A 26,339-nucleotide genomic window follows, 5' to 3' on the forward strand; every position below is an offset into this window, starting at 1 on the left:
GGGCATCTCTCTGATCAAATTCCCGCCATCGTAACGGCGTACCTGCCACCTTGCCAGAACCCGAAACAAAAAAGGCCGGTACCCAGTGCAACGCGTAATGCGCCACCGAATACCGGCCTCGCGAGCGCTGACGTTTCCGTCCGCGCTCTGGCAAATCAGCCCGCCAGAATTTCCTTCAATGCGTCTGTGAAGGTCTCGCACTCGGCGTCGGTGCCCACCGTAATACGCAGGAACTGCGCTACGCGCGCGTTCTTGAAGTGACGCACGATGATCGCGCGCTCACGCAGCGCGGCCGCCAGTTGCGCCGCATCGTGCGACGGATGACGCGCGAACACGAAGTTTGCCTTCGACGGCAGCACTTCAAAGCCCAGCGCCGTCATGCGTTCTACCAGCGCCTCGCGACTCGCGATCACTGCCTGACGCGTCTGCTCGAAGTACGGCTCGTCTTCGATCGCCGCCACACCGGCCGCTTGTGCCAGCCGGTCGAGCGGATACGAGTTGAAGCTGTTCTTCACGCGCTCTAGTGCTTCGATCAGATCCGGGTGACCGATGGCGAAACCCAACCGCAATCCGGCCAGCGAGCGCGACTTCGACAGCGTCTGCACCACCAGCAGGTTCGGATACTTCGCAATCAGCCCCGCCGCCGTCTCGCCGCCAAAGTCGATATACGCCTCGTCGATCACGACCACCGAGCCGGCGTTATCCGCCAGCACGCGCTCGATCTCGCCCAAGCCAATCGCACGGCCCGTCGGGGCGTTCGGATTCGGGAAGATGATGCCGCCGTTCGGCTTGCGGTAATCCTCCGCGCGAATCTCGAACGTGTCGGACAGCGGCACGGTCTCGAATGCGACGCCATACAGCCCGCAATACACCGGATAGAAGCTGTACGTGATGTCCGGGTAGAGAATCGGCTTGTCGTGTTTGAGCAGCCCCTGAAACACGTTGGCCAGCACTTCGTCCGAACCGTTGCCCACGTGCACGTTGGCAACCTCCAGACCGAAACGCGTCGCGATCGCCTGCTTGAAGCGGCTCGCATCCGGGTCCGGATACAGCTTCAGTGCCTCGGCATCACTGCCGAGCGCGTCGCGAATCGCGGCGAGCACGCGCGGCGACGGGCCGTACGGGTTCTCGTTGGTATTGAGCTTGATGAGCCGCTGCATCTGCGGCTGCTCACCGGGCACGTAGGGCGTCAGATCGGCAACGCCCGCGCTCCAGAATCGACTCATGCGCTGCGCTCCGCTTATTGCGCGTTCGGCGCAAAGCCGCGCGACAGATCGGCCTGAATGTCGGCGGGCGACTCAAGCCCCACCGCCAGACGAATCAGCCCTTCCGTAATCCCCGCGGCAGCGCGTGCTTCCGGCGTGATACGGCCGTGCGTGGTGCTGGCCGGGTGCGTGATGGTCGTGCGCGTATCGCCCAAGTTGCCGGTAATCGACAGCACGCGTGTGTTGTCGATGACGCGCCAGGCGTTTTCGCGTTGTTCGGCAGGCGTGGCGCCCTTCAGCTCGAACGCGACGATGGCGCCGCCCGCCTTCTGCTGACGCTGCGCCAGTTCGTATTGCGGATGCGACGGCAGGCCCGGGTAGAACACGCGCGCCACTTGCGGTTGCTGCTCCAGCCATTGCGCTACGGTCAGTGCGCTGGCCGATTGCCGCTCCATGCGCAGCGACAGCGTTTCCATGCCCTTCAGAATCACCCATGCGTTAAACGCCGAGAGCGTCGGGCCCGCGCTGCGCACGAACGGGAAAACCTTGCCCATGATGAAGTCTTTCGTGCCCACGATGGCACCGCCCAGCACACGGCCCTGACCGTCGAGATACTTGGTGGCCGAGTGCACGACCACGTCCGCGCCGTATTCGATCGGACGCTGCAACGCCGGCGTACAGAAACAGTTGTCGACGACGAACAACGCATTCGCTTCCTTCGCGATCTTGCCGATGGCGGCAATGTCGGCGATGTCGGTGAGCGGGTTCGACGGGGTTTCGAGGAAGAACATCTTCGTGTTCGGCTTGATCGCGGCGCGCCAGGCGTCGAGATCGGTCGGATCGACGAAGGTCGTCTCCACGCCGAAACGGCTGAAGATCGTCGAGAACACGTTCAGCGTGGAGCCAAAGATGCTTTGCGAGCTGACGAGGTGATCGCCGGCCGACAGGGCCGTCATCACGACCGAGACAATCGCGGCCATGCCCGAGGCGGTAGCCATACAGGCCTCACCGCCTTCGAGTGCCGCCAGACGGTCCTGGAACATCGACACCGTCGGGTTGGTGAAGCGCGAATAGGTGAAGCCCTCTTCCGAGTGCGCGAAGCGCTCGGCAGCCTCGGCTGCGCTCTTGAAGACGAAGCTCGAGGTCAGGTACAGCGCCTCGGAATGCTCACCAAACTCGGAGCGCTGCGTGCCCGCGCGCACCGCCAGGGTATCGAAATCGAAGGAGTCCATCGTGTATCTCGTTTCAAAAAGAAAAAGCCCGTTTCGCTTGTCAGCAAAACGGGCTCGAAATCCATCTGTCTAGGCCTCGCTTTAGCTGTTTCGGGGATGTTCCCCCACGTCCGCAAGCTGAAATCAAATCGACGTGAAAAGCAGTGTAGCACGTTGCAGGCGCGGAAGGAAAATCCCCCTTTGCGCTGCTGACCGGCCTCTGGCGCCGTAGCGCGTTGGCCGTCCGGTCTGAGCGGCGCGCCCAGCCACTGGCCTTACAGGCCGAGCTGAGCCCCGCGGGGCTCGTTTTCGTCACCCTCGCCGCCATCGCCATTGTCACCGGCATCGCGCTCGACCGACGCCTTCGGCGCCTTGCGTTGCTGTTCCAGACGGTTCAGGTATTCGACGGTGATGTCGCCCGTGATGTAGTTGCCATCGAAGCACGAGGCATCGAAGTCAGTCAGCGCCGGGTTGATGTCACGCACGGCAGCCTTCATGTCTTCGACGTCCTGATAAATCAGTTCGTCGGCACCGATGATGCGCGCCACTTCTTCGTCGCTGCGATCGTGGGCCACCAGTTCGCTGCGCGTCGGCATGTCGATGCCGTACACGTTCGGGAATTTCACGGGCGGCGCCGCCGACGCGAAGATCACCTTGCGGGCACCGGCGTCGCGCGCCATTTGCACGATTTCCTGGCTGGTCGTACCGCGCACGATCGAGTCATCGACGATCAGCACGTTCTTGTCCTTGAACTCAACGCGCATGGCGTTGAGCTTCTGGCGCACCGACTTCTTGCGCATCGCCTGACCGGGCATGATGAAGGTACGGCCAACGTAGCGGTTCTTGAAGAAGCCTTCGCGATAATTCAGGCCCAGACGCTTGGCAACCTGCATGGCGGCCGGACGGCTGGAGTCCGGAATCGGCATCACGACGTCGATGTCCTTGTAATCGATCTCGCGGCGAATCTTCTCGGCGAGATAGTCACCCATGCGCAGACGTGCGTCGTAGACCGCCACGCCATCGAGCACCGAGTCAGGACGGGCCAGATACACGAGTTCGAAAATGCAGGGATGCAGCGACGTGGCTTCCGCGCATTGCTGCGAGGTCAGTTCGCCGTCGTTGCTGATGAAGATCGCTTCGCCCGGCTTGACGTCGCGCTCGAACGCGAAGCCCATGCCTTCGAGCGCCACCGACTCCGACGCCACCATCCACTCCGTGCCGTTCGGGCCTTCGAAGCGGCCGATGCACAGCGGACGGATACCGTTCGGATCGCGGAACGCGAGCAGACCGAAGCCGGAGATGATCGAGACAATCGCGTACGAGCCACGCAGGCGACGATGCACACCGCGCACGGCTTCGAACAGCGACGGCACGCTCAGGCCGTCGAGCGAGCTTTGCTGCAACTCGTGCGCGAGCACGTTGAGCAGCACTTCGGAGTCGGAGGTCGTGTTGATGTGACGGCGGTCGATGCGGAACATCTCGTCTTTGAGCTGTTCCCAGTTCGTCAGATTGCCGTTGTGCGCGAGCACGATGCCGTACGGGGCATTCACGTAGAACGGCTGCGCTTGCGCCGCGCTCGACGAGCCAGCCGTCGGGTAGCGCACCTGACCGATACCCACCTGACCCGGCAGGTCACGCATGTTGCGCGTGCGGAACACGTCGCGCACCATGCCGTTGCCCTTGTGCATGTAGAACGACTGGCCATCCGTCGTCGCAATGCCGGCGGCGTCCTGGCCGCGATGCTGCAAGAGCAGCAGGCTATCGTAAATGAACTGATTGACAGGGGACTTGGAGACTACACCGACGATGCCACACATGGCATGAATCCTTCAAAAAACTTCGAAATCTGTGTCAAACGAACGGACCGTATTATCCGTCATTCGGAAACCTTGTGCAGGCCGGCGGACGGCGCGGCCGATCCGCCGCTGCGCATGCCCCACCCCTGCTGTATGCCGTCGCTCGCACCCGGGCTCGCCAAACCGGTGCCCGGCGCTTGGCCGGATGCGCTCCCAGCGCTACCGCCGCCGAGGCCCGCGTTCGTTGCGGCGCCATTCGCAACCCCGCCGGTACCGTTCGTCTGCCCCGCCCCTGCGGCACCGCCGCTGAGGTTGTCGCGAATCCCGACCATCTCGCCCCGGCTCTTCAAGCCGCCCTGCCCGCCGAGCATTTCCTGCATCCGGCGAGTCGGTTCCAAACTACGTTCCAATTGTGGCAAGGGGATCGGTGTACCCAGCGGATTCACGCTCGGCACGGCCTCTTCGGGCTTGTGAAGGTAATGCTGGACCGGCTCGGGCAGATACGGCATCAGGCGCTCCAGCCCGGCTTCGACCCACGGGCGCACCATCGAGTGCTGCCACGCCGGTTGCTGCGGCAATGCTGTCAATCTGGCGGCGACCAGCAACAACATCAAGAGCAACATGCCGCGAACAATACCGAACAACATGCCTAAACCGCGATCGGCCGGACGCAGTCCGATCATGTCGGTCATGCGTCCCACCAGCGCGCTCACGATGCCAGCCCCGAAGACGACGGCCACCAGCACCAGCAGGAAACCGAGCGCACCCTGCGTCATCTCGCCGCCCGGCAGGTCGGCCGGCAGCCAGTGCGCCACGGTCGGGCCGAAAGCGCGCGCCACGAAGAACGCCACCACCCAGCCCACGAGATTGAACAGCTCGCGTACCAGACCGCGCAACATGCCCAGCACCATCGAGCCGAGCAAAATCGCGATCGCCGCGTAATCCACTACGGTCAGCAGACCGCCCTGCGCAAAATTACCCAACTCAGCCCGCCTCGGCGACCATGGCCGTCAAACCGGCATCACGGATCTTCTTGCTCGCGGCTTCGGCGCTGTTACGGTCGGGGAACGGACCGGCACGCAGCAGATACAGCTCGCGACCGTCGACGTTGCCCTTCACCATGTAGCTCGGCACGTTCACGAGCTTGAGCTTGACGAGCCACGCCTGCGCGCGGTCCTGCGTCGAGAAGGCGCCGATGCGCACCAGATACTTGCCATTGCCCGCAGGTGCCGCCGCTTTGGCTTGTGCGTTGTCGTGATTGGCCGCCGGCTTGGCGTTGTTGTTCTGCGCAAACTGGGCAATCGGGTCGGCCGCGTTCAGATCAGGCTTGTTGGCCGCCTTGGGCGTGTCGTGCGACTCGCTGGGCTTGGCCGCAGGCTTCGCTTCGGCATGCTGCTCCGGCTTCTTCACCTCGGGCTTGCTCTCCGGCTTCGATTCCGGCTTGGCCTGTGCCACAGGCGGCGTGACCGGCGTAAGGGGCACGGCCGGGGCGACCGAAGTGCTCGGCGACGACGGGGGCACACCTGTCGGTGCAGGCGGCACTGCCGCGGCTTGCGACTGGGACGAACCCGGCTTGTTGGTGTTGCCACCGCTGCTATTACTGTTCGCGAGCGCGTTGCCGTCGACGGCTTCCTCACCCTTGTCGAGCGACGCATCGGTCGACGGTGCCGCCGCCTGCGGCTTCACGCGCACGGGCGGCGAATTGGCATCTTTACCGGGAATCTGGATCGCGATGTCGTCGGCAGCCGGCTTGGGTTCGGGGGCCAGCACCATCGGCAGGATGATGACGGCCGCGAGCACCAACGCCAGCGCGCCCACCAGACGGCGGCGCGCGCGTTGCTTCTCGGGCAGCAGCGGGTCGAGTTGCTCGTGCTCGCTGTATTCGCCCCCTCCCGCCGTACGGCTGCCGGTGCGGCCGCTCTTGCGGCTACCGCGCTTCGGGGAAACGGCTTCGGCGTCTTTCTTGCGGAAGGAAAACAATCCCATAGGCCCTTGGCTCAGGTCGAAACTTGCGTCGTTGGATTGATCATCGCGCATCCGGTGCATCCTGCGCATGACATTTCTCGTAAGAAAATGTCACTGCATGTCACTGCGATTACACCATCAGGCGTTAGTGGCGCTGCAATTTGCGGTGCGACATCACACCCGCCACCGTAAAGAACGATCCAAAAACCACAATTCTATCATTCTCCCCGCACTGCTCGAGCGCGGCGGCATAGGCTTTCTCAGGGGATTCGAAGGTTTCGACCGAATGATCGGCGTCATCGACAAACCCGACGGCACGAAGCTTCTCTTCAAGCACTTCCGGACTCGCCGCGCGCGGGGTCGGCAAACCGCACAAGCGCCAGTGATCGACCTTGTCGACCATGTGCCGCAGCACGCCTTCGATGTCCTTGTCGGCCATGGCGCCGAACACCGCGTAGGTGTACGGAAAGAACCCCATGCCGTCGAGGTTGTGGCCCAGCGCTGCGGCCGCGTGCGGGTTGTGTGCCACATCGAGCACCACGGCCGGACGCCCCGGCAGCACCTGAAAACGCCCCGGCAATTCGACCGACGCCAGCCCCAGACGGATGTCCTGTGCCGACACCGGCAACTCGGCCCGCATCGATTCCAGCGCCGCGAGTGCAGCAGACGCGTTCAGCAACTGGTTGGCGCCCCGCAGTGCCGGGTACGCCAGTGCCGGGCGTCGCATGTTGCGCCCTGCGTAGCTCCACTGCTGCTTGTCGCCCTGATAGTTGAAGTCGCGCCCGAATTGCCAGAAGTCGGCACCGATGCGCTCGGCTTCTGCGGCCAGCGTGGCTGGCGGCATCGGGTCGCCGCAAACCGCCGGCTTGCCCGCGCGGAAGATGCCGGCCTTCTCGATGGCGATCGCTTCGCGCGTGTTGCCCAGATACTCGGCGTGATCGATGTCGATGCTGGTGATGACGGCGCAGTCGGCGTCAATGATGTTCACGGCGTCGAGACGGCCGCCCAGCCCGACTTCGAGAATCACGGCATCGAGCCCGGCGGTAGCGAACATCTGCATGATCGCCAGCGTGGTGAATTCGAAATAGGTGAGCGACACGGGTTCGTCAAAGCTCGTGCGGGCACGCTCGACGGCCTCGAAGTGCGGCAGCAGCGTCGCATCGTCGACGATCTCGCCATTGATGCGGGCGCGCTCGTTGAACGTGAGCAGGTGCGGTGAGGTGTGGCAGCCGACGCGATAACCGGCCGAGAGCAGAATCGCCTCGATGATCGCGCAGGTCGAGCCTTTGCCGTTGGTCCCGCCGACGGTGAAGACCGGACAGGGGAAATGCAGGCCGAGGGCCTCTTTCACGCGCCCGATGCGCGTAAGCCCCATGTCGATGCCCACAGGGTGAGCGGTTTCAAGATGGGCGAGCCAGGCGTCGAGAGTGGAGTATGTCGGCATGAATGTGCGGGCAGAAAAGCAAAGCGCGGACGAACGTCCGCGCTTGAGATCCTGCTAAGTAATGCAATGGCAGTGGGTGACACGTACGTGGCACTGCGTGGCGTGGCGCCATTTTACGCCGATGCGCGCGCCTTGGGGGCCGCATACCGAACGTTGCAACGCCATGCCGCAGTGCCTCGCCGCACCGCTTCACCGTAGTGCAGCGGTGCGGTGCGCCACGCATCAGGCCACCGCGTCAGCCGGCTGGCACTGCATCAGTGCGATCAGACGCGCGATTTCTTCGCGCATCTTGCGGCGGTCGACGATCATGTCGATCGCGCCCTTTTGCAGCAGGAACTCCGAACGCTGGAAGCCTTCCGGCAGCTTCTCACGCACGGTCTGTTCGATCACGCGCGGACCGGCAAAACCGATCAGCGCCTTCGGCTCGGCCATCACCACGTCGCCCAGGAAGGCGAAGCTTGCCGACACGCCACCCATCGTCGGGTCGGTCAGCACCGAGATGAACGGCAGCTTGGCGTCGGCCAGTTTGGTCAGCATGGCCGTGGTCTTGGCCATCTGCATCAGCGAAAGCAGGCTTTCCTGCATACGCGCACCGCCCGAAGCGGTCACGCAGATGAACGGCACGCCCTGCTCCAGCGCATTCTGCGCACCGCGCACGAAGCGCTCGCCGACCACCGAACCCATCGAACCGGCCATGAATGCGAATTCGAAGCAAGCCACCACCACCGGCAGCGTGTGAATCGCCCCGCCCATCACGACCATGGCGTCGGTTTCACCCGTGTCGTCCATGGCTTCCTTGATGCGGTCCGGGTACTTGCGGCTGTCCTTGAACTTGAGCGCGTCGACCGGCACGATTTCCTGACCCAGCTCGTAGCGGCCTTCCGGATCGAGCAATGCGTCCAGACGGGCGCGCGCACCGATGCGCATGTGATGGTCGCACTTCGGGCAGACATGCAGATTCGCTTCCACGTCGTTGCGATACAGCACGGCTTCGCACGACGGGCACTTGATCCACAGCCCTTCCGGGATGCTCTTGTTGCGCTGCGTCGGATCGGTTTGCTTGATCTTCGGGGGCAGCAGCTTATCGAGCCAGCTCATAGTTTCTCCTTGGCAAACGCCCGCCCCCGGGCGGGGACGGGCGTCTCAGCGGCCTGACGGCCGTTTCAATTCAGCGTTTCATCGGCGGGATGATACCCCACCCGGCCGCGCGTGTTACCGCGCTGGCAGGCCCTCGTCGAGCGCCTGACGGATTTCGCCGATGAATTCAGCCAGCGATTTTACCGCGTTCTGGCCTTCCAGATCACGCGGCGTGTTTTCGAGCCGTTGCACGATGGCACTGCCGATCACCACGGCATCGGCCACACCCGAGATGGCACGGGCCGTTTCGGCATCGCGAATACCGAAGCCCACGCCCACCGGCAGCGGTGCCACCGCCTTGATCTGGGGGATTTTCGCGGCCACGCTGTCCAGATCGAGGCTCGCTGCACCGGTCACGCCCTTGAGCGAGACGTAGTACAGATAGCCGCTCGCCTGCTTGGCCACGGCGGCAATGCGCGCATCGGTCGAGGTCGGCGCCAGCAGGAAGATCGGATCGATACCGCGGGCGCGCATGGCACCGGCGTATTCCTCGGCTTCTTCCGGCGGGTAGTCGACCACCAGCACGCCGTCTACACCGGCCGCCGCTGCCCGTTCGGCAAAGGCGTCGAGCCCCATCGCCTCGATGGGGTTGGCGTAGCCCATCAGCACGATCGGGGTGCGGTCGTTGGTCTGGCGGAATGCAGCCACGTAGCCGAGCACCTCGGCGAGGCTCACGCCACGTGCCAACGCGCGCTCGGACGCGCGCTGAATCACCGGGCCGTCGGTCATCGGGTCGGAAAACGGCACACCGAGTTCGATGACGTCGGCGCCGTTATCGGCCAGTGCATGCATCAGTTTGACCGTCCAGCCCGGCTCGGGGTCACCGGCGGTGATGAACGGAATGAGGCCCTTCTTACCCTGCGCTTGCAAGGCTTGGAACGTCGCTTGAATGCGGGACATGATCGGAAAGTCTCTGAAGTCGTTGGTTTGCGAGCGCGTGGTAGTGCGCGTTCAGCTCGAAGCCGACGAAACGCCGGCCGTGCAGCGCGCAGGCCACGGCAGTCGTGCCACTGCCCATAAACGGGTCAAGCACGAGGCCGCCGGGCGGGCAACTCGACAGCACCATGCGCTCGATGATATGCAGCGGTTTCTGCGTCGGATGATCGACGCGTTCGGGGTCTTGCCGGTGCAATCGCGAGATGGACCACAGATCCTTGGGGTTGTAACCGAGTTCCAGCCACTTGCTGCCCTCGAAGATGCGACGCGAGCGGGCCTTCTTCGTCGCGGCGTCATAAGGCACGCGCACGGCATCGAGATCGAAGTAATAGTCTTTCGAAACCGCGAAGAAGCCGATGTTGTCGTGCACCGACGAAAAGCGTCGCGTGCTGCCGCCCATGCTCGGTACGCGGCGATCCCAGATGATCTCGTTGATCATCAGCATGCGCTGCTTGAGGAACACGAACAGCTCGGGGGCGTATTGCCACGTGCAGAACAGATACAGCGAGCCGCGCGGCGCAAGTTTCGGAATCGCCGCTTCGAGCCAGCCGTACGTCCAGCCGAGAAAATCCTCGCCCGAGCGCTTGTCGGAGTCGTTGCCGTAATCCTTGCCCAGCCCGTACGGCGGGTCAGCAAGAATCAGGTCGACGGACCCATCTGGCAGTTCATGCACGTGTTGCAGGAAGTCGGCATGACGTAGCGCGATGTCGCCCGGCGCCCAGCGCGCGCGAAGCTCGCCGGCCGCCTCCATGGCTTCAAGACGCGCAGCCGCGGCTTCGGTGGCATCAACAGGACGAGCGGGACGCGCAGTCCCGAGGACGTCATTTTGTGCCTCGCCCTGAGCGATGGTCTCTTGCGGCGGCGCGTTGCGGTCGGTCATGCGGGTTCTGGTTACCTGTCGAATCGGTGGAGTCTCGCGGCGCCGCTCAGGCGTCGCTGGCCGGTTTGGCCATCGCCATCACGGTGTGCATGTCCTTGTCACCCCGTCCCGAGAGGTTGACCAGAACGATCTGGTCGCGGCTCAGCGTGGGCGCAAGTTTGCACGCGTAGGCGAGCGCGTGGCTCGACTCCAATGCGGGGATGATGCCCTCGATCCGGCAGCAGTCATGGAAAGCCTTGAGGGCTTCGGTATCGGTGATGCCCACGTACTCGGCACGATGGATATCGTGCAGCCATGCGTGTTCGGGGCCGACACCCGGATAGTCGAGACCGGCCGAGATCGAATGCGTCTCGGTGATCTGGCCATTGGCGTCTTGCAGCAGATACGTGCGGTTGCCGTGCAGCACGCCCGGCGTGCCACCGATGATCGACGCCGCGTGACGGCCGGTTTCGATGCCGTCGCCCGCCGCTTCCACGCCCACGAGCTTGACGTCGGGCAGATCGATGTACGGATAGAAGATGCCCATGGCGTTGGAGCCACCGCCCACGCAGGCGAGCACGTAGTCCGGCTGACGGCCGGCAAGCTCGGGCATCTGCACCTTGCACTCGTCGCCGATCACGCGCTGGAAGTCGCGCACGAGCATCGGGTACGGATGCGGGCCGGCCACGGTGCCGATGATGTAGAACGTGCTTTCGACGTTCGTCACCCAGTCGCGCATGGCTTCGTTGAGGGCGTCCTTGAGCGTCTTCGAACCCGATTCGACGGGCACGACGGTCGCACCGAGCAACTGCATGCGATAGACGTTGGCGGCCTGACGCTTGACGTCTTCCGCGCCCATGTAGACGACGCATTCCATGCCGAAACGCGCCGCGATGGTTGCGGTGGCCACGCCATGCTGACCGGCACCGGTCTCGGCAATGACGCGGCGCTTGCCCATACGGCGGGCGAGCAGCGCCTGCCCGATCACGTTGTTCACCTTATGCGCGCCGGTGTGGTTCAAGTCTTCGCGCTTCAGATAGACCTGTGCACCGCCCAGCTCGCTGCTCCAGCGCTTGGCGTGATAAATCGGCGACGGACGGCCGACGTAGTGCTTCAGTTCGTAATTGAATTCTTCGAGAAAGGCGGGATCGTGCTGGTACTTGGCGTAAGCCTCACGCAGCTCGTCGAGCGCGTGAATCAGCGTCTCGGCAACAAAAACACCGCCATATTGGCCAAAGTGGCCACGGGCATCGGGCAAATCGTACATGGTCGTCACTCTTCGCAGTAACCGGGGGTGCGGCCCATTGCGGGCGCCCCGGCAGGTTGCTATTCGGCGTCGGCAGCGCGCACTGCGCGCACGAACGCCGTCATTCGGGCGGGATCTTTCACGCCCCGTGACGCCTCAACACCGCTCGACACGTCGACGGCGTACGGCGTCACCTGGCGGATTGCCTCAGCAACGTTGTGTGCGTTCAAGCCACCACTCAAAACGGCCCGACGCGCGATGTCTTTTGGAATAAGTGACCAATCGAAAACCTTTCCCCCGCCCCCGTAGCCCTCAACCAGGGCATCCAGCAAAATACCTTGCGCGGCGGCGTATGCGTTTGCGAATTGTAGCAAATCGCTACTGTCTTTCGTCTCCGGGCCAATACGCATGGCACGCGTGTACGGACGGTGCCCTGCGGCGGCGGACAACGCTGCGCAAACTTCCGGCGACTCATCGCCATGGAATTGCAGCGTGGTCAGCGGCACCGCCTCGACGGTACGCGCAATGTCGTCTGCCGTGGCGTTGACGAACAACCCCACCACGCTCACATACGGCGGCACCCGGCGGGCCAGTTCGGCGGCGCGCGCGAGATCCACGTAGCGTGGGCTGGGCGGGTAAAACACGAGGCCGATCGCATCGACGCCGAGGGCGACCGCGTGGTCGACGTCCGCCGGCTGCGACAGGCCGCAAATCTTGATTCGGGTGCGAGATGTCATGAAGGGGTTCCGTCTTGTGCCCAAGGCATCGGGAACGGCCACGCCGCCCAGTTGGGCTCGGGCACTGCGAAGCGCTCAGGATACCCCACGCGCGCGAGGTACAAGCCATCCGGCATGAACGTCGGCGCGGCCTGACGGCGGTCGCGGCTCTCCAGCACGGCCGCCATCCAGTCAACCGACTGACGGCCCCGGCCGATCGCCACCAGACAGCCCATGATGTTGCGCACCATGTGATGCAGGAACGCGCTCGCCCGGAAGCGGAACACGAAGAAGTTGCCCTGCTGCTCGATATCGATGGCGTACAGATGCTTCACCGGTGTCTTCGCCTGACATTCGGACGAGCGGAACGCCGAAAAGTCGTGCTCACCGACCAGCGCCTGACCGGCGGCACGCATGGCGTCGAGATCCAGCGGGGTGTGCAGCCAGCCACAACGGCCTTCGAGCAATGGCGAGCGCACCGGATGCACGTACAGCACGTAAAAGTACGTGCGCTCGAACGCAATGAAGCGCGCGTGGAAGTCGTCGGACATGGCCTGCGCCCATTGCACGGCCACGGTCTTCGGCAGAAACGCGTTCACGCCGCGCACCCACGAGAACATTGCCCGGTCGAGTTCGGTGTCGAAATGCACCACCTGCCCGATGCCGTGCACGCCCGTATCCGTACGCCCGGCCACCGTCGTCGGCAGGGCGACGCCGCCGAACTCCCGCAACGCGGATTCGAGCGCCTGCTGCACGGTGTTGCCGTGCGGCTGCGATTGCCAGCCGGAAAACGCCGTGCCGTCGTAGTGGATGCCCAGTGCGATTCGCATATCTGATGCGTGCCCAACGGCACGCCTGCGGTAAAAGAAAAACGGGCGCCCAACCTACGAGCGCCCGAAACTACGGTCAACCTGTGGTGTGTTCGCCGGTCGCTGCCGGCGTCACTGTGTTGCTGCGTTTCTGCGGACGATCAGGGTGTTCGGCGGTGTTCTGCCTCGCCCCCGACGTCGAATTTCACGCCGTTTTCGTCACTTTCCGAGTTCCGCCAGACGGCTGCGGGCGACCGACTGTTGCGCCTCGTCGCCCCCCGCGATGACCTCTTCGAGCAACTCGCGCGCACCGTCGTCGTCGCCAATCGTCTGGTAAGCCGCCGCCAGTTCGAGTTTGGTGTGGAACTCGTCAGGCACCGCCAGATCGGCCAGTTGCGGCGCAATGGGGCTCGGCGCTGCGGGGGCGGGCGCGGGTGCAGCCGGGGCAGGAACGGGTGCCGCTGGCTCCGCAGGCGACGCAAAGGCCGGCGTATCCGGTGATTGCGACGGGGCCGCGTGTGCCCAAGTCTGAGCGGACGGCGTCGCGTGAGGCGCATAGCCCGTCGACGGCGCCGCTTGCGCAAAGGCGTCGTGCTCGACCAGCGCCTCATCGCCCGTGGCCTCCGGCAACGTCGGCGCGCTCACGAAGGCAGGCGCGATGGTCGTCACGTTTGCCTCGTCACCCTTCAAATCCAGACTGAAGTCCGACAGATCGAACGACATCGGCTTGAGCGACGGGGCTTCGTGGGCGCTGTCGGTATAGCTGCGCGGCGATTCGGCGGCGGCCTTGAGGGCTGCGTCGAAGTCGGCGTCGCTCAGTTCGCCATCGTCGGCATCGAAATCGCCTTGATCGCCGGACGGTGCATGGATATGAGCCTCCCCTGCCTGCGGCGCCATCGTGAACTGTACAGAACCGATACCGCTTGAGAGCGACGGCAATGCACCGCTGGCAATCGTGCCGACGTGTGCCGGCTGACCCGGCAAACCGAGATCGAGATCGCCCAACATGCCTGCCACGCCGTTTTGCGGCTCGGCTTCTGCGACAGGTTCGGCAACCGGTGCTTCGTGTTGCGGCTCGACCAACGGCTCGGCCACATGTGCCGAGGCTGCGGCAACGCCGCCGACGGCGGCAGCAGCACCGAGGGCTTCCAGCGCCGACAGACTTGCGGCGGCCGGATCGTCGTGCGGTGTCTGCGCTACCGGCACCTCGCCCGCCTGTTCGGCGAAGGCGTCGTCCCAGTTGATTTCCGGTTCGCTGGCGGCGTCCGCGACGGGTTCTTCGGCATCGCCATGCGCCGGGGCTTCCGGCGGCGTGACGAAGGCCTCTGGGGTGTCGGCGAGCGCCTCTGCGGCATCGAACGACGCTTCGTGCGTTTCGTGCGTTTCGTGCGTTTCGTGCGCCTCGTGCGCCTGATCGGCCAGATCGTCCGTCAGGTGTTCCTGTTCGGCATCCCATTCGCCCGGCAGCGCTGCGCCAGCAACTGTCGCATCGGGATGTTCCGCTTCCAGCGCGGCAACGCCTTCGCCTTCAGTCGGCTCAGCCGGCTCGACGGGTTCCGCCCAAGTATCGTCGGCGCTCGGATGCAAATGCTCGTCGGCTTCGGCCTGATGGGCGGCATACATGGCAGCAGCACCAGCGGCACCTGTGGCCACTGCTGCGCCCGTGACAACGCCCGCCACCGTCGAACCGCCTTGCGACAGTTGCGGCTCGGCGCCCTGCGGGCCGTCGTGCGGCGTGCGGCCATCGCTACCGTCACGACCATCGTCGTACGGACCGTCCTGACCCACCGGCGGCTCGGCGCGACGGCGGCGCATCAGCCACCAAAGGCCCATCAGCACCACCAGAACGCCTGCGCCCGGCAGCACATACGGGTTGTCGCGCACCGCACGCCAGTTCATCGAAGCATTCGGCGCAGGCTTGGTTTCCGCTGCCGCCGCGCTGGCCGCTTGCGTCGCAGACGCTGCTGCCTCGCTCGCCACCACGGCTTGTGCCGCGGCATCCGAAGCGCTAGCCGCCGCAGTCGCTGCCGAAGCGGCGGCACCCTCTGCTGCCGCGCCCGATGCGTTCGCGTCATTCGCCGCGGTTGCCGTGGCGTTAGCCGCGTTAGCCGCATTCGCCGCATTCGCCGCAGACTTCGCGTCCTTAGCCGTCGCGTTGGCGGCGTCCTTACCCTTGGCGGTATTCGCTTGCTTGTCTTGTGCAGTCGCCCCGGAAGCGATGGCGGCCTGCTCCTCCAGGTTGGCGACAGCCTGATTCTTCATCGCCAACAACTTCTGGAGATCTGCTACGTTCTTCTGCAACTCATTCACCCTGCCCTGAGCCTCGGTCTGTGCCTTGCCCTGAGCGATTTGTTCTTCCTCGCCGTTGCCGGTCTTGCCGGCTCCGCGCCCCTTACCGGGTCGCGACAGCTTCAATTCATCACGCGCGGCGGGGGCGGCGGCTTCCGGCGCCTTGCCCGCTTCAATCGCACCCTGCGCACTGCGGCCATTGGCCGGTGCTGCCTGCTGTGCCGTCGATTCGGCCAGCCGCGCGCGATACGCATCAAACTGTTCCCGCGCCGCCGACACAAACTTGCGTGCCTGCGTGGGCGGGACTTCCTGCACCTGTGCATCGGACGGGCGCGCGAGCGTCGCCCCCTGACGCAAACGATTCGGGTCGTTGCCAATGAACGCCGAACGATTCGATTCGAACAACGCCGTCATCATCTGCGCGAGCGTGGTACCGCCCTCGCCGCCCGTGAATTCACGGGCAATCGACGACAGCGAGTCACCCCGCTCCACCGTGCGCGCGCCCTCGGCCGAAGCGCTCGAAGCCGCCGGTGCCGGTCTGGCGCTGGCTGCATTGCCCGGGCGTGTGGGTCGCGTCGATGGGTTCGATTCGTTCGATTGGCCTGACTGACCTGACGTAGCATCCTGCGCCGGCACATTCGCGGCGGCATTCGACGAGGCACTGGCTGCCGCAGCCGCGGGCACGACGGCCTGCGGTTGGGCGGCACTGGCTTCGGGAATGGCCGAGAGCGTCACGGCATTGGACTGTCGTCCGGTGCGCCACTCCAGCACGAGCAACAAATCGAGGAACGACGTGCTGATCGGCTCGGCCGAATCGACGTGGACGAGATACGTGCCGCTATAGCCCGGTTCGCGCCCGCCCGTCGGCTCGACAGAGACGGAAATCTTTTCGAGCGTCGGGTCGTAGCGCAGTCCGGCTTGCCGAAACGCATCGCGCCCGGCCAGCTTGACGGACAGCCCATCGGCTTCGGCCTGCGACACATTGCCCAGCACGATCACCGCACGCAGCGGTTGCCCGGCAGTGGAGCGCACCTGTTGCGGGCCGAATTCGGCCGCACCGGCATTGAGAAGCCCGAGGCTCCACAAGACGGCCGCCGCCGCAGTCAGTCGAAACGAGTTGCGGGACGAGTTCCGGGACGAATTTGCACGCTTGCCGATCGAGTATTTCCGCACTGTGTCTTGTCAAGCCTGTCAGTCGATTGTTCTCACTGGCCGCCCCGCGAGTTGCAGGGGGCGCCTCCCAAAGCGCGGACGGCGGCCACGCGGGCCGCCGTTCTTCACGCCTTACCGATGCACTGTAACGCTCAAGCGTCCAGCAGGATCCGCAGCATACGACGCAGCGGTTCTGCCGCCCCCCACAGGAGCTGATCGCCCACCGTGAACGCCGACAGATACTCCGGACCCATCGACATCTTGCGCAGGCGGCCCACCGGAATCGACATCGTGCCGGTCACAGCAGCAGGCGTCAAATCCTTCATCGACGCCTCGCGCGTGTTCGGCACGACCTTCACCCAGTCGTTCGCCTGACCGATGATGTCGGTCAGTTCATCTAACGGCACATCCTTCGTAAGCTTGATGGTCAGTGCCTGACTATGGCAACGCATCGCACCGATACGCACGCACAGACCGTCCACCGGAATGGCACGCGTGCCCGGGAAACCGTCACCCAGACCCAGAATCTTGTTGGTCTCGGCACCGCCCTTCCATTCTTCCTTCGACTGGCCGTTGCCCAGATCCTTGTCGATCCACGGAATCAGGTTGCCGCCCAGCGGCACGCCGAATTGCTTGGTCTCGTCAGCCGTCAGTGCGTGCTGCTTGGCCAGCACCTTGCGGTCGATTTCGAGAATCGCCGAGTGCGGGTCGTCGAGCAGCGCCTTGACTTCGGCGTTGATCGTGCCGAATTGCGTGAGCAGTTCGCGCATGTGCTGCGCACCGCCACCCGAGGCCGCCTGATACGTCATCGACGTCAGCCAATCAACCAGACCATGCTGGAACAGACCACCCAGGCCCATCAGCATGCAGCTGACCGTACAGTTGCCGCCGACGAAGTTCTTGGTGCCCTTGGTCAGCGCATTCTTGATCACATCGAGATTGACCGGATCGAGCACGATGATGGCATCGTCCTTCATGCGCAGCGTCGAGGCCGCGTCGATCCAGTAGCCATTCCAGCCCGCTGCGCGCAGCTTCGGGAAAATCTCTGTTGTGTAGTCACCGCCCTGGCAGGTAATGATGATGTCGCATTTTTTCAGCTCATTGACATCATTGGCGTCTTTCAGCGAAGTCTCATTCTTCGCCATCGACGGGGCTTTGCCGCCCGCGTTGCTGGTGCTGAAAAACACCGGCTCGATCAAGGCGAAGTCGTTCTCCTGCTGCATGCGCTGCATCAGCACCGAACCGACCATGCCCCGCCAACCTACCAGACCTACGGTTTTCATTTGTCCACTCTCTTATCGTTGCAATTGCGCTGAGGGGCGTCTCCCGACGCCCCGTCAACGTTACAGCGCGGCAACCACCGCCGCGCCCATTTCGCGCGTACCAACCTTGGTCGCGCCTTCCTGCCAGATATCGGGCGTGCGCAACCCCTGCGCCAGCACCTTCTTCACTGCGCTCTCCACGCGATCGGCCTGTTCGGCGCGACCCAGCGTGTAACGCAGCATCATGGCCGCCGACAGAATCGTCGCCAACGGATTGGCCACGCCCTTGCCGGCGATGTCGGGTGCCGAACCGTGCGACGGCTCGTACAACCCCTTGTTGTTGGCGTCCAGCGACGCCGACGGCAGCATGCCGATCGAACCCGTGAGCATCGCGGCCTCGTCCGACAGGATATCGCCGAACATGTTACCCGTCACCACCACGTCGAAGTTCTTCGGCGCCTTGACCAGTTGCATCGCGGCGTTGTCGACGTACATGTGCGACAACTCGACGTCCGGATACTGCTTGGCGACCTCGATCATCGTGTCGCGCCACAGCTGCGACGTCTCGAGCACGTTGGCCTTGTCCACCGAGCACAAACGCTTGTCGCGCTTGGCCGCTGCCTGAAACGCCACGTGGGCGATACGCTCCACTTCGGGCACGCTATAGCGCATGGTATCAAAACCTTCGCGCGCACCTTCGAAAGCCCCATCCGGCGATTGACGGAAGCCCTTCGGCTGACCGAAGTAGATGTCGCCATTCAACTCGCGGATGATCAGGATATCGAGGCCTGCCACGATTTCCGGCTTCAGGCTCGATGCGGCGGCCAGTTCCTTGTACAGAATGGCCGGACGGAAGTTGGCGAACAGCTGCAAATGCTTGCGCAGGCCCAGAATTGCTTGCTCGGGACGCAGTGCACGCTCCAGCGAATCATACTTCCAGTCGCCCACGGCGCCAAACAGGATGGCATCCGCTTCCTTGGCCAGCTTGAGCGTGGCGTCGGGCAGCGGGTGTCCCGATGCCTCATAACCCGCGCCGCCGACGGGCGCTTCTTCCAGTTCGAACGTCTCGCCAAGCGCATTGAGCACATTGACGGCTTCCTTCACGATTTCCGGACCAATGCCGTCACCCGGCAACACAGCGATTTTCATGCGTTTCTCCTAGGGGGTGCGGGGCTCAGCCCGGCAGACGCGTCGAGAGCCACGGCTGCTTGGCAAGCCGCTCCGCTTCATACGCGCGAATCTTGTCGGCGTGACGCAGCGTCAGGCCGATATCGTCGAAACCGTTCAGCAGGCAGTACTTGCGGAACGGCGCGATGTCGAACTCATACGCGCGGCCGTCAGCGGCGATCACGGCCTGCTTGTCGAGGTCGATCGTCAACTGATAGCCCGGGAACGCGGCGGTCTCGTTGAACAGATGATCGACCTGCAACTCGGACAGCGCGATCGGCAGCAGCCCGTTTTTGTAGCAGTTGTTGAAGAAGATGTCGGCGAAGCTGGGCGCAATTACGGCGCGAAAACCGTACTGCTGCAAGGCCCACGGTGCGTGCTCACGCGAGCTGCCGCAACCGAAATTCTTGCGGGCGAGCAGCACCGTCGAATTCTGGAAGCGCGGCTGGTTCAGCACAAAATTCGGGTTGAGCGGACGCGTGCTGCAATCCTGCCCGGGCTGACCCACGTCGAGATAACGCCATTCGTCGAACAGGTTCGGGCCGAAACCCGTGCGCTTGATCGACTTGAGGAATTGCTTGGGGATGATCGCGTCGGTGTCGACGTTCTCGCGATCGAGCGGTGCCACCAACCCCGTATGGACGGTAAATTTTTCCATCACAAACCACCTGATCAAAACAGTTCGGCTGCGGTGTGATCCTTCGCCCTTTGGCGCAGGCCACCCCAGCCGGGAATCTCAAAGGCGCATATCGTGAGTCCGGTGAGACCGGAATCGTCACGACACGCGCCGTCGCATCACTTCTTCGCCGCGTTTTCGAGCGCCGAGCCGGCAGCCTGCGTATCTTTGCCGAGGCCGGCCATCGTATTGCAGCCCGTCACGCCCAGTAGCAGCACCGCACCGATCAGCATCCACAGTTTCTTCATGGTTTTGTCTCTCTAAAAGAAATTGTCAAACGACGGATAAATCGATGCCTGGCGCTCAGACCAAGCGGCGCACGTCGACGAAATGGCCTTCGATGGCAGCGGCGGCGGCCATGGCCGGGCTCACGAGGTGCGTACGGCCACCTGCGCCCTGACGGCCTTCGAAGTTGCGGTTCGAGGTCGAGGCACAGCGCTCACCCGGTTCCAGACGGTCAGCGTTCATCGCCAGACACATCGAGCAACCCGGTTCGCGCCATTCGAAGCCGGCGGCCTTGAAGACCAGATCCAGCCCTTCCTGCTCGGCTTGATGCTTCACCAGACCCGAGCCCGGCACGACCATCGCCAGACGCACGTTCGATGCCACACGGCGGCCCAACTTCTTCACCACGTAGGCGGCCGCACGAATGTCTTCGATGCGCGAGTTGGTGCACGACCCGATGAACACCTTGTCGACGTTGATGCTCGACATCGGCGTATCCGGCGTAAGCGCCATGTACTCAAGTGCGCGCTCCATGGCGCTGCGCTTGACCGGGTCTTTTTCCTTCTCAGGGTCCGGCACGCGGTCGTCGATGCTGACCACCATTTCCGGCGACGTGCCCCAGCTCACTTGCGGGCGCAGGTCGGCGGCATTGATCTCGACGACGTGGTCGAACTTCGCGCCCGCGTCGGTGTGGAACGTGCGCCAGTAGGCTTCGGCCTGCTGGAATTCCACGCCGCTCGGCGAGAACGGACGGCCCTTCACGTAGTTGATCGTGGTGTCGTCCACGGCGACCAGACCGGCGCGTGCGCCCGCTTCGATCGCCATGTTGCACACTGTCATGCGGCCTTCCATCGTCAGCGAGCGAATGGCCGAACCGGCGAATTCGATCGTGTAGCCGGTGCCGCCTGCGGTACCGATCTTGCCGATGACGGCCAGCACGATGTCCTTGGCCGAGCAGCCGCGCGGCAGCGTGCCTTCGACCTTCACGAGCATGTTCTTGCTCTTCTTCATGAGCAGCGTCTGCGTGGCGAGCGTGTGCTCGACTTCCGACGTGCCGATGCCGAAGGCCAGCGCACCGAAGGCGCCGTGCGTCGACGTATGCGAGTCGCCGCACACGACCGTCATGCCCGGCAGCGTGGCGCCCTGCTCAGGGCCGATCACGTGCACGATCCCCTGACGGAGATCGTTCATCTTGAATTGGGTGATGCCGAAGCTGTCGCAGTTGGTGTCGAGCGTATCGACTTGCAGACGCGAAATCGGGTCGGCGATGCCTTGCGTGCGGTCGGTGGTCGGCACGTTGTGGTCCGACACCGCGAGGTTCGCGGACAGACGCCAGACCGGACGCTGCGCGAGTTTTAGCCCCTCGAACGCCTGCGGACTGGTCACCTCGTGCAGCAGGTGACGGTCGATGTAGAGCACCGTAGTGCCATCGTCCTCGGTATGCACGACATGTGCATCCCACAATTTGTCATACAGCGTCTGGGCCATGATAAAAACGCGGGGCTAAATATTGTTCTGGGAACAGATTTCGTTCTGGGAACTTTTGATTATGCCATAGCGCTTTCGCGCCGGCGGAATACAAAATCCCCGGGAAACCGGGCGGTAAACGCACGATCAACCGGGGATTTGTGCGAATCACGGCAGCGTGTGCCGTGGATTCGAATATAGCGCAACGAGGGCTCGTTGCGGGCCGCACCGCCTTGCCGTTTCAGCAAGGTTGCGGTGCCGGCACGGCAAGCGGGGGCCGTGCCGGAGGCCATCGACGCGCTTAGCGCTTGTCGATGGCTGCGACTTCGCGCGGCGTGTGGCCGATGAACAGCTGACGCGGACGGCCAATCTTCTGATCCGGCTCGCCGATCATCTCGTTCCACTGCGCGATCCAGCCCACGGTACGGGCCAGCGCGAAGATGCAGGTGAACATCGACGTCGGGATACCCAGTGCGCGCTGAACGATGCCCGAGTAGAAGTCGACGTTCGGGTAAAGCTTGCGCGACACGAAGTATTCGTCTTCCAGAGCAATCTTTTCGAGCTGCATGGCCAGCTTGAACAGCGGATCGTCGTGCAGGCCCAGTTCGTTGAGCACTTCGTAGCACGTTTCGCGCATCAGCTTGGCACGCGGATCGTAGTTCTTGTACACGCGGTGACCGAAGCCCATCAGCTTCACGCCCGAGTTCTTGTCCTTCACTTGCTTGATGAACTCAGGAATCTTGTCCGACGAACCGATCTGCTCGAGCATGTTCAGCGCGGCTTCGTTCGCACCACCGTGCGCCGGGCCCCACAGACAGGCGATACCGGCAGCGATACAGGCGAACGGGTTGGCGCCCGACGAACCGGCCAGACGCACGGTCGAGGTCGAAGCGTTCTGTTCGTGATCGGCGTGCAGGATCAGGATACGGTCGAGGGCGCGCACCAGCACGTCGTTGACCTTGTACTCTTCGCACGGGTTGGCGAACATCATGCGCATGAAGTTCGCGCTGTACGACAGGTCGTTGCTCGGGTACACGAACGGCTGACCGATGCTGTACTTGTACGCCATGGCGACGAGCGTCGGCAGCTTGGCGATCAGACGAATCGCCGAGACTTCACGGTGATTCGGATTATTGATGTCCAGCGAGTCGTGGTAGAACGCCGACAGGGCGCCAACCGAGCCGGTCAGCACAGCCATCGGGTGCGCGTCGCGACGGAAGCCACGGAAGAAGAAATTCATCTGCTCGTGAACCATCGTGTGACGGGTCACGGTGTCGACAAACTCGGCCTTTTGCTGCGCGTTCGGCAGTTCGCCCTTGAGCAGCAGGTACGAGGTCTCGAGGAAGTCGCAGTTGGTGGCCAACTGTTCGATCGGGTAGCCGCGGTACAGCAGCTCGCCCTTGTCGCCATCGATGTAAGTGATGGCGGAATTGCACGACGCCGTCGACATGAAGCCCGGGTCATACGTGAATTTGCCGGTCTGGCCGTACAGCTTGCGGATGTCGATCACATCCGGACCCATCGTACCCTTGTAAATCGGCAGCTCTACGCTGGGCGATTCATCAGAGAAAGATAGGGTGGCTTTAACATCAGACGGAGTCATATCGCTTCCTCAAAAAAATACTTAAACCCCTACACGGCACGCAAAAGCGCCAGCAGGCGCTGCACGTCCGGCCCGTCCAGATCCGCCTCGGGCTCTTTACGCGCTAGCAGCAGATCCATCAAATCGTTGTCGCTCAAATCGAGCAGCCTGGTCAGGGCGCCGACGTCCTCATCGGTCATCGAGGCTTCGTACTTGGCGAAGAACCGCTCGAGGATGAGGTCGTTTTCCAGCAAGCCGCGACGTGCCCGCCAACGCAGGCGGGCACGCTTGACCGGATCAGACTGGTGAGTAGTGTCCGGCATGATCTATGTTTAGACGGCGCGACGCACCATCAACTCCTTGATCTTGCCGATGGCCTTCGTCGGGTTCAGACCCTTCGGGCACACGTCCACGCAGTTCATGATGGTGTGGCAGCGGAACAGTCGGTACGGATCTTCCAGGTTGTCCAGACGCTCGCTCGTCGCCGTATCGCGGCTGTCCGCGATGAAGCGATAGGCTTGCAGCAGGCCAGCCGGGCCGACGAACTTGTCCGGGTTCCACCAGAAGCTCGGGCACGAGGTCGAGCACGATGCGCAAAGAATACACTCGTACAGACCATCCAGCTCATCACGTTGCTCGGGCGACTGAAGGCGCTCCTTCTCCGGTGCCGGCTCGGGGTTGATCAGGTACGGCTTGATCGAGTGGTACTGGTTGAAGAAGTGCGTCATGTCGACGATCAGGTCGCGAATGACGGGCAGGCCCGGCAGCGGCTTCAGCACGATCTTGTTCGGCAGATCCTTCATGTTGGTCAGGCAGGCCAGACCATTCTTGCCGTTGATGTTCATCGCGTCCGAACCGCACACGCCTTCACGGCACGAGCGGCGGAAGGCGATGCCTTCATCGATCTTCTTGAGCTTGACCAGGGCGTCCAGCAGCATGCGTTCATGACCGTCGAGTTCGACCTCGTAGGTCTGCATGTACGGTGCGGCGTCCTTGTCCGGATCGTAACGGTAGACTTCAAAAATACGTTTCATGATCTTGCGAATCCCTTAGAACGTCCGCGCCTTGGGCGGAACCGAGTCGACGGTCAGCGGCTTGAGTTGCACCGGCTTGTAATCCAGACGATTACCTTCGCTGAAGAACAGCGAGTGGCGCATCCAGTTGGCGTCGTCGCGCTCCGGATAATCGCTGTGCGCGTGTGCGCCACGGCTTTCCTTACGGGCTTCGGCTGCGATCATGGTGGCCTTGGCCACTTCGATCAGGTTGTCGACTTCCAGCGCTTCCATACGCGCGGTGTTGAACACCTTCGACTTGTCCTTCAGGTGGACGTGCGACACGCGCTCGGCCACTTGCAGAATCTCGCCCACGCCTTCCTTGAGCAGGTCGGCAGTGCGGAACACGCCAGCATGCTTTTGCATCGTGGCGCGGATGTCGTTGGCGACGTCCTGGGCATACTCGCCCGAGCTCGACCCTTCGAGGCGGCCCAGACGTGCCAGGGCGTTCTCGCCGGCGTCGGCGGGCAGCGGCTTGTGGTCGCCGTGATTCTTCACGAAGTCGACGATGTGGTTACCGGCCGCACGGCCGAACACCACGAGGTCGAGCAGCGAGTTCGTGCCCAGACGGTTGGCACCGTGGACCGACACGCACGAGCACTCGCCCACGGCGTAGAAGCCGTTGACCGGCACCGAGGCGCCTTCCTGCTGCACCACGACCTGGCCGTGATAGTTCGTCGGGATACCACCCATCTGATAGTGGATGGTCGGCACGACCGGAATCGGTTCCTTGATCGCGTCGACGTTGGCGAACTTCAATGCGATTTCGCGAATCGACGGCAGGCGCTTCATGATCGTCTCGGCACCGATGTGCGAGAGGTCGAGCAGCACGTAGTCGCCGTTCGGGCCGCAGCCGCGGCCTTCCTTGATTTCCTGGTCCATCGAACGCGACACGAAGTCACGCGGCGCCAGATCCTTCAGCGTCGGGGCGTAACGTTCCATGAAACGCTCGCCGTTCGAGTTGCGCAGAATACCGCCTTCGCCGCGCACACCTTCCGTGATCAGCACGCCCGCGCCGGCCACGCCGGTCGGGTGGAATTGCCAGAATTCCATGTCTTCGAGCGGAATGCCGGCACGTGCCGCCATGCCCAGACCGTCGCCGGTGTTGATGAACGCGTTCGTCGAGGCAGCGTACACACGGCCGGCACCGCCGGTCGCGAACAACGTGCACTTGGCTTCGAGCAGGTAGACTTCGCCCGTTTCGAGTTCCAGCGCCGACACACCGAGGACATCGCCTTCGGCGTTACGGATCAGGTCGAGCGCCATCCACTCAACGAAGAAGTGGGTCTTAGCGGCGACGTTTTGCTGATACAGCGTGTGCAGCAGGGCGTGACCGGTACGGTCGGCGGCCGCGCAAGCGCGCTGGACCGGCTTCTCACCATAGTTGGCCGTGTGACCGCCGAACGGGCGCTGATAAATCGTGCCATCCGCGTTACGGTCGAACGGCATGCCGAAGTGTTCGAGCTCGTACACGGCGTTCGGTGCCTGGCGGCACATGAACTCGATCGCATCCTGGTCGCCGAGCCAGTCGGAGCCCTTGATGGTGTCGTAGAAGTGGTAATGCCAGTTGTCTTCGCTCATGTTGCCGAGCGAAGCGCCGATGCCGCCCTGGGCAGCAACGGTATGCGAACGGGTGGGGAACACCTTGGACAGCACGGCCACCGACAGACCGGCCTTGGCCAGTTGCAGCGACGCACGCATGCCCGAACCACCTGCGCCCACGATGACAACGTCAAAGCGGCGGCGCGGCAGCGAATTTTTAATTGCAGCCATTCTTTACACTCTCCACAGAATCTGCGCGGCGTAGCCGGCACAAGCCAGCAGCCAGACGATCGTCAGCGCGTACAGCGCCAGTCGCAAACCGACCGGCTTGACGTAGTCCATCCAGACGTCGCGCACACCGACCCACGCGTGATAGAACAGCGCGAGCAGCGTGACCAACGTGGCCAGCTTCATCCACTGATGCGCGAAAATGCCGGCCCAGCCTTCGTAGGAGAAATCCTTGGCGGTGAAGAACCACACCAGCAGGATCACGGTGTACACGGCCATGATGACCGCGGTCATGCGCTGCGCAATCCAGTCGCGCAGCCCGTAGTGGGCGCCGACGACCAGGCGCTTGGAACCAATATTGTTCTGTGCCATC

23 protein-coding genes are annotated in these 26,339 nt (G+C 63.4%); all 23 read right to left on the reverse strand.

Annotated elements, in window-relative coordinates:
- Positions 1 to 155 precede the first annotated feature (155 nt).
- The 23 genes from hisC to sdhD all read right to left on the reverse strand — a co-directional run bounded on the left by hisC (position 156) and on the right by sdhD (position 26,338).
- Positions 156 to 1,226 carry a histidinol-phosphate transaminase gene (hisC, locus tag AT302_RS16220; RefSeq protein ID WP_058379308.1) on the reverse strand — a complete coding sequence of 357 codons (1,071 nt, stop codon included), beginning with the start codon at positions 1,224 to 1,226 and terminating at the stop codon, positions 156 to 158.
- Between the two features lie 14 nt (positions 1,227 to 1,240).
- Positions 1,241 to 2,437 carry an O-succinylhomoserine sulfhydrylase gene (locus AT302_RS16225; RefSeq protein WP_058379309.1) on the reverse strand — a complete coding sequence of 399 codons (1,197 nt, stop codon included), beginning with the start codon at positions 2,435 to 2,437 and terminating at the stop codon, positions 1,241 to 1,243.
- A gap of 254 nt (positions 2,438 to 2,691) precedes the next feature.
- Positions 2,692 to 4,233: an amidophosphoribosyltransferase gene (gene purF, locus AT302_RS16230; protein WP_058379310.1), complete on the reverse strand. Its 1,542-nt coding sequence runs from the start codon at positions 4,231 to 4,233 to the stop codon at positions 2,692 to 2,694.
- A gap of 59 nt (positions 4,234 to 4,292) precedes the next feature.
- On the reverse strand, positions 4,293 to 5,195 hold the full coding sequence (locus AT302_RS27990; protein ID WP_058379311.1) for a CvpA family protein: 903 nt from the start codon (positions 5,193 to 5,195) through the stop codon (positions 4,293 to 4,295).
- A 1-nt stretch (position 5,196) separates the two neighbouring features.
- Complete coding sequence (locus AT302_RS16240) at positions 5,197 to 6,198, reverse strand: SPOR domain-containing protein (RefSeq protein WP_064675232.1); 1,002 nt, start codon at positions 6,196 to 6,198, stop codon at positions 5,197 to 5,199.
- A gap of 124 nt (positions 6,199 to 6,322) precedes the next feature.
- Complete coding sequence (gene folC / locus AT302_RS16245; protein WP_058379313.1) at positions 6,323 to 7,621, reverse strand: bifunctional tetrahydrofolate synthase/dihydrofolate synthase; 1,299 nt, start codon at positions 7,619 to 7,621, stop codon at positions 6,323 to 6,325.
- A gap of 222 nt (positions 7,622 to 7,843) precedes the next feature.
- Positions 7,844 to 8,719 (reverse strand): acetyl-CoA carboxylase, carboxyltransferase subunit beta, encoded by an 876-nt coding sequence (accD, locus tag AT302_RS16250; RefSeq protein WP_058379314.1) that lies wholly within the window; start codon positions 8,717 to 8,719, stop codon positions 7,844 to 7,846.
- Positions 8,720 to 8,833: 114 nt separating this feature from the next.
- Complete coding sequence (trpA, locus tag AT302_RS16255) at positions 8,834 to 9,658, reverse strand: tryptophan synthase subunit alpha (RefSeq protein ID WP_058379315.1); 825 nt, start codon at positions 9,656 to 9,658, stop codon at positions 8,834 to 8,836.
- Positions 9,612 to 10,445 carry a DNA-methyltransferase gene (locus AT302_RS16260; protein ID WP_058380373.1) on the reverse strand — a complete coding sequence of 278 codons (834 nt, stop codon included), beginning with the start codon at positions 10,443 to 10,445 and terminating at the stop codon, positions 9,612 to 9,614. Before AT302_RS16260 ends, trpA begins: the two co-directional genes overlap by 47 nt.
- Positions 10,446 to 10,620: 175 nt before the next feature.
- Complete coding sequence (gene trpB, locus AT302_RS16265) at positions 10,621 to 11,820, reverse strand: tryptophan synthase subunit beta (RefSeq protein WP_058379316.1); 1,200 nt, start codon at positions 11,818 to 11,820, stop codon at positions 10,621 to 10,623.
- 59 nt (positions 11,821 to 11,879) lie between these two features.
- Entirely contained in the window at positions 11,880 to 12,536 is a 657-nt protein-coding gene (locus AT302_RS16270; protein WP_058379317.1) for a phosphoribosylanthranilate isomerase, read from the reverse strand.
- Entirely contained in the window at positions 12,533 to 13,345 is an 813-nt protein-coding gene (gene truA / locus AT302_RS16275; protein WP_058379318.1) for a tRNA pseudouridine(38-40) synthase TruA, read from the reverse strand. The genes AT302_RS16270 and truA overlap by 4 nt, the downstream gene beginning before the upstream one ends.
- Before the next feature lie 198 nt (positions 13,346 to 13,543).
- Complete coding sequence (locus AT302_RS16280) at positions 13,544 to 16,699, reverse strand: FimV/HubP family polar landmark protein (protein WP_167365809.1); 3,156 nt, start codon at positions 16,697 to 16,699, stop codon at positions 13,544 to 13,546.
- A gap of 218 nt (positions 16,700 to 16,917) precedes the next feature.
- The gene (gene asd, locus AT302_RS16285) at positions 16,918 to 18,048 is read right to left on the reverse strand and encodes an aspartate-semialdehyde dehydrogenase (RefSeq protein WP_084656274.1); all 1,131 of its coding nucleotides are present in this window, start codon (positions 18,046 to 18,048) and stop codon (positions 16,918 to 16,920) included.
- A gap of 60 nt (positions 18,049 to 18,108) precedes the next feature.
- On the reverse strand, positions 18,109 to 19,176 hold the full coding sequence (gene leuB / locus AT302_RS16290) for a 3-isopropylmalate dehydrogenase (protein ID WP_058379321.1): 1,068 nt from the start codon (positions 19,174 to 19,176) through the stop codon (positions 18,109 to 18,111).
- Between the two features lie 25 nt (positions 19,177 to 19,201).
- A complete protein-coding gene (gene leuD, locus AT302_RS16295; protein WP_058379322.1) occupies positions 19,202 to 19,852 on the reverse strand; it encodes a 3-isopropylmalate dehydratase small subunit in 651 nt (216 codons plus the stop codon).
- Positions 19,853 to 19,989: 137 nt separating this feature from the next.
- Positions 19,990 to 20,118: an entericidin A/B family lipoprotein gene (locus AT302_RS16300; RefSeq protein ID WP_058379323.1), complete on the reverse strand. Its 129-nt coding sequence runs from the start codon at positions 20,116 to 20,118 to the stop codon at positions 19,990 to 19,992.
- A 55-nt stretch (positions 20,119 to 20,173) separates the two neighbouring features.
- On the reverse strand, positions 20,174 to 21,583 hold the full coding sequence (gene leuC / locus AT302_RS16305; RefSeq protein WP_058379324.1) for a 3-isopropylmalate dehydratase large subunit: 1,410 nt from the start codon (positions 21,581 to 21,583) through the stop codon (positions 20,174 to 20,176).
- Between the two features lie 280 nt (positions 21,584 to 21,863).
- Positions 21,864 to 23,165, reverse strand: a complete 1,302-nt coding sequence (gene gltA / locus AT302_RS16310) for a citrate synthase (protein WP_058379325.1) — start codon at positions 23,163 to 23,165, stop codon at positions 21,864 to 21,866.
- Between the two features lie 29 nt (positions 23,166 to 23,194).
- Positions 23,195 to 23,467 (reverse strand): FAD assembly factor SdhE, encoded by a 273-nt coding sequence (locus AT302_RS16315; RefSeq protein ID WP_058379326.1) that lies wholly within the window; start codon positions 23,465 to 23,467, stop codon positions 23,195 to 23,197.
- Between the two features lie 9 nt (positions 23,468 to 23,476).
- A complete protein-coding gene (locus AT302_RS16320) occupies positions 23,477 to 24,181 on the reverse strand; it encodes a succinate dehydrogenase iron-sulfur subunit (RefSeq protein WP_064675097.1) in 705 nt (234 codons plus the stop codon).
- Positions 24,182 to 24,193: 12 nt separating this feature from the next.
- On the reverse strand, positions 24,194 to 25,969 hold the full coding sequence (gene sdhA / locus AT302_RS16325; RefSeq protein ID WP_058379328.1) for a succinate dehydrogenase flavoprotein subunit: 1,776 nt from the start codon (positions 25,967 to 25,969) through the stop codon (positions 24,194 to 24,196).
- A 3-nt stretch (positions 25,970 to 25,972) separates the two neighbouring features.
- On the reverse strand, positions 25,973 to 26,338 hold the full coding sequence (gene sdhD / locus AT302_RS16330) for a succinate dehydrogenase, hydrophobic membrane anchor protein (protein WP_058379329.1): 366 nt from the start codon (positions 26,336 to 26,338) through the stop codon (positions 25,973 to 25,975).
- Position 26,339 lies beyond the last annotated feature (1 nt).

The organism is Pandoraea norimbergensis (genome assembly GCF_001465545.3).
Taxonomy (GTDB): domain Bacteria; phylum Pseudomonadota; class Gammaproteobacteria; order Burkholderiales; family Burkholderiaceae; genus Pandoraea; species Pandoraea norimbergensis.

Excerpts from the sequence above, each read along its gene's own strand:
- hisC (WP_058379308.1), bottom strand. The coding sequence starts at position 1,226 with ATGAGTCGATTCTGGAGCGCGGGCGTTGCCGATCTGACGCCCTACGTG.
- AT302_RS16225 (WP_058379309.1), bottom strand. The coding sequence starts at position 2,437 with ATGGACTCCTTCGATTTCGATACCCTGGCGGTGCGCGCGGGCACGCAG.
- purF (WP_058379310.1), bottom strand. The coding sequence starts at position 4,233 with ATGTGTGGCATCGTCGGTGTAGTCTCCAAGTCCCCTGTCAATCAGTTC.
- AT302_RS16240 (WP_064675232.1), bottom strand. The coding sequence starts at position 6,198 with ATGGGATTGTTTTCCTTCCGCAAGAAAGACGCCGAAGCCGTTTCCCCG.
- folC (WP_058379313.1), bottom strand. The coding sequence starts at position 7,621 with ATGCCGACATACTCCACTCTCGACGCCTGGCTCGCCCATCTTGAAACC.
- accD (WP_058379314.1), bottom strand. The coding sequence starts at position 8,719 with ATGAGCTGGCTCGATAAGCTGCTGCCCCCGAAGATCAAGCAAACCGAT.
- trpA (WP_058379315.1), bottom strand. The coding sequence starts at position 9,658 with ATGTCCCGCATTCAAGCGACGTTCCAAGCCTTGCAAGCGCAGGGTAAG.
- AT302_RS16260 (WP_058380373.1), bottom strand. The coding sequence starts at position 10,445 with ATGGAGGCGGCCGGCGAGCTTCGCGCGCGCTGGGCGCCGGGCGACATC.
- trpB (WP_058379316.1), bottom strand. The coding sequence starts at position 11,820 with ATGTACGATTTGCCCGATGCCCGTGGCCACTTTGGCCAATATGGCGGT.
- AT302_RS16270 (WP_058379317.1), bottom strand. The coding sequence starts at position 12,536 with ATGACATCTCGCACCCGAATCAAGATTTGCGGCCTGTCGCAGCCGGCG.
- truA (WP_058379318.1), bottom strand. The coding sequence starts at position 13,345 with ATGCGAATCGCACTGGGCATCCACTACGACGGCACGGCGTTTTCCGGC.
- asd (WP_084656274.1), bottom strand. The coding sequence starts at position 18,048 with ATGAAAACCGTAGGTCTGGTAGGTTGGCGGGGCATGGTCGGTTCGGTG.
- leuB (WP_058379321.1), bottom strand. The coding sequence starts at position 19,176 with ATGAAAATCGCTGTGTTGCCGGGTGACGGCATTGGTCCGGAAATCGTG.
- leuD (WP_058379322.1), bottom strand. The coding sequence starts at position 19,852 with ATGGAAAAATTTACCGTCCATACGGGGTTGGTGGCACCGCTCGATCGC.
- AT302_RS16300 (WP_058379323.1), bottom strand. The coding sequence starts at position 20,118 with ATGAAGAAACTGTGGATGCTGATCGGTGCGGTGCTGCTACTGGGCGTG.
- leuC (WP_058379324.1), bottom strand. The coding sequence starts at position 21,583 with ATGGCCCAGACGCTGTATGACAAATTGTGGGATGCACATGTCGTGCAT.
- gltA (WP_058379325.1), bottom strand. The coding sequence starts at position 23,165 with ATGACTCCGTCTGATGTTAAAGCCACCCTATCTTTCTCTGATGAATCG.
- AT302_RS16315 (WP_058379326.1), bottom strand. The coding sequence starts at position 23,467 with ATGCCGGACACTACTCACCAGTCTGATCCGGTCAAGCGTGCCCGCCTG.
- sdhA (WP_058379328.1), bottom strand. The coding sequence starts at position 25,969 with ATGGCTGCAATTAAAAATTCGCTGCCGCGCCGCCGCTTTGACGTTGTC.
- sdhD (WP_058379329.1), bottom strand. The coding sequence starts at position 26,338 with ATGGCACAGAACAATATTGGTTCCAAGCGCCTGGTCGTCGGCGCCCAC.